This window comes from Bacillus sp. SIMBA_031, from assembly GCF_046535225.1.
GTDB classification, from domain to species: domain Bacteria; phylum Bacillota; class Bacilli; order Bacillales; family Bacillaceae; genus Bacillus; species Bacillus velezensis.
On sequence record NZ_JAWRXC010000260.1, the window covers coordinates 1 to 270 of the forward strand.

The window sequence follows — 270 nt, forward strand, 5'->3', positions numbered from 1 at the left end:
GCGAAAGCTGGGAACTCGCCGGCGTCGTCGACGTCAATCCGGACGCCGCCCGCGCAGCCGGGGAACAATACGGAATTCCCGCTTACGCGAATATCCAGGAAGCCCTCGAGCACAAGGAATCCTTCGACGCCGTCCTGGTCATCGTTCCGCCCGAATACCACGCGGCAGTGGCCATCCCGGCCCTCGAAGCCGGCGTGCACACGCTGATCGAGAAGCCCCTCGCACACAACCTCGAGGACGGCATCCGTATCATCGCCGCAGCCGAAAAGT

General features: G+C 64.1%; 1 protein-coding gene. It reads left to right on the plus strand.

Annotated features, from left to right (window positions below; translation table 11 throughout):
* Positions 1–270, plus strand: a 270-nt coding sequence (locus SB724_RS20250; protein WP_410572652.1) for a Gfo/Idh/MocA family protein, incomplete at both ends; no start/stop codon positions are given.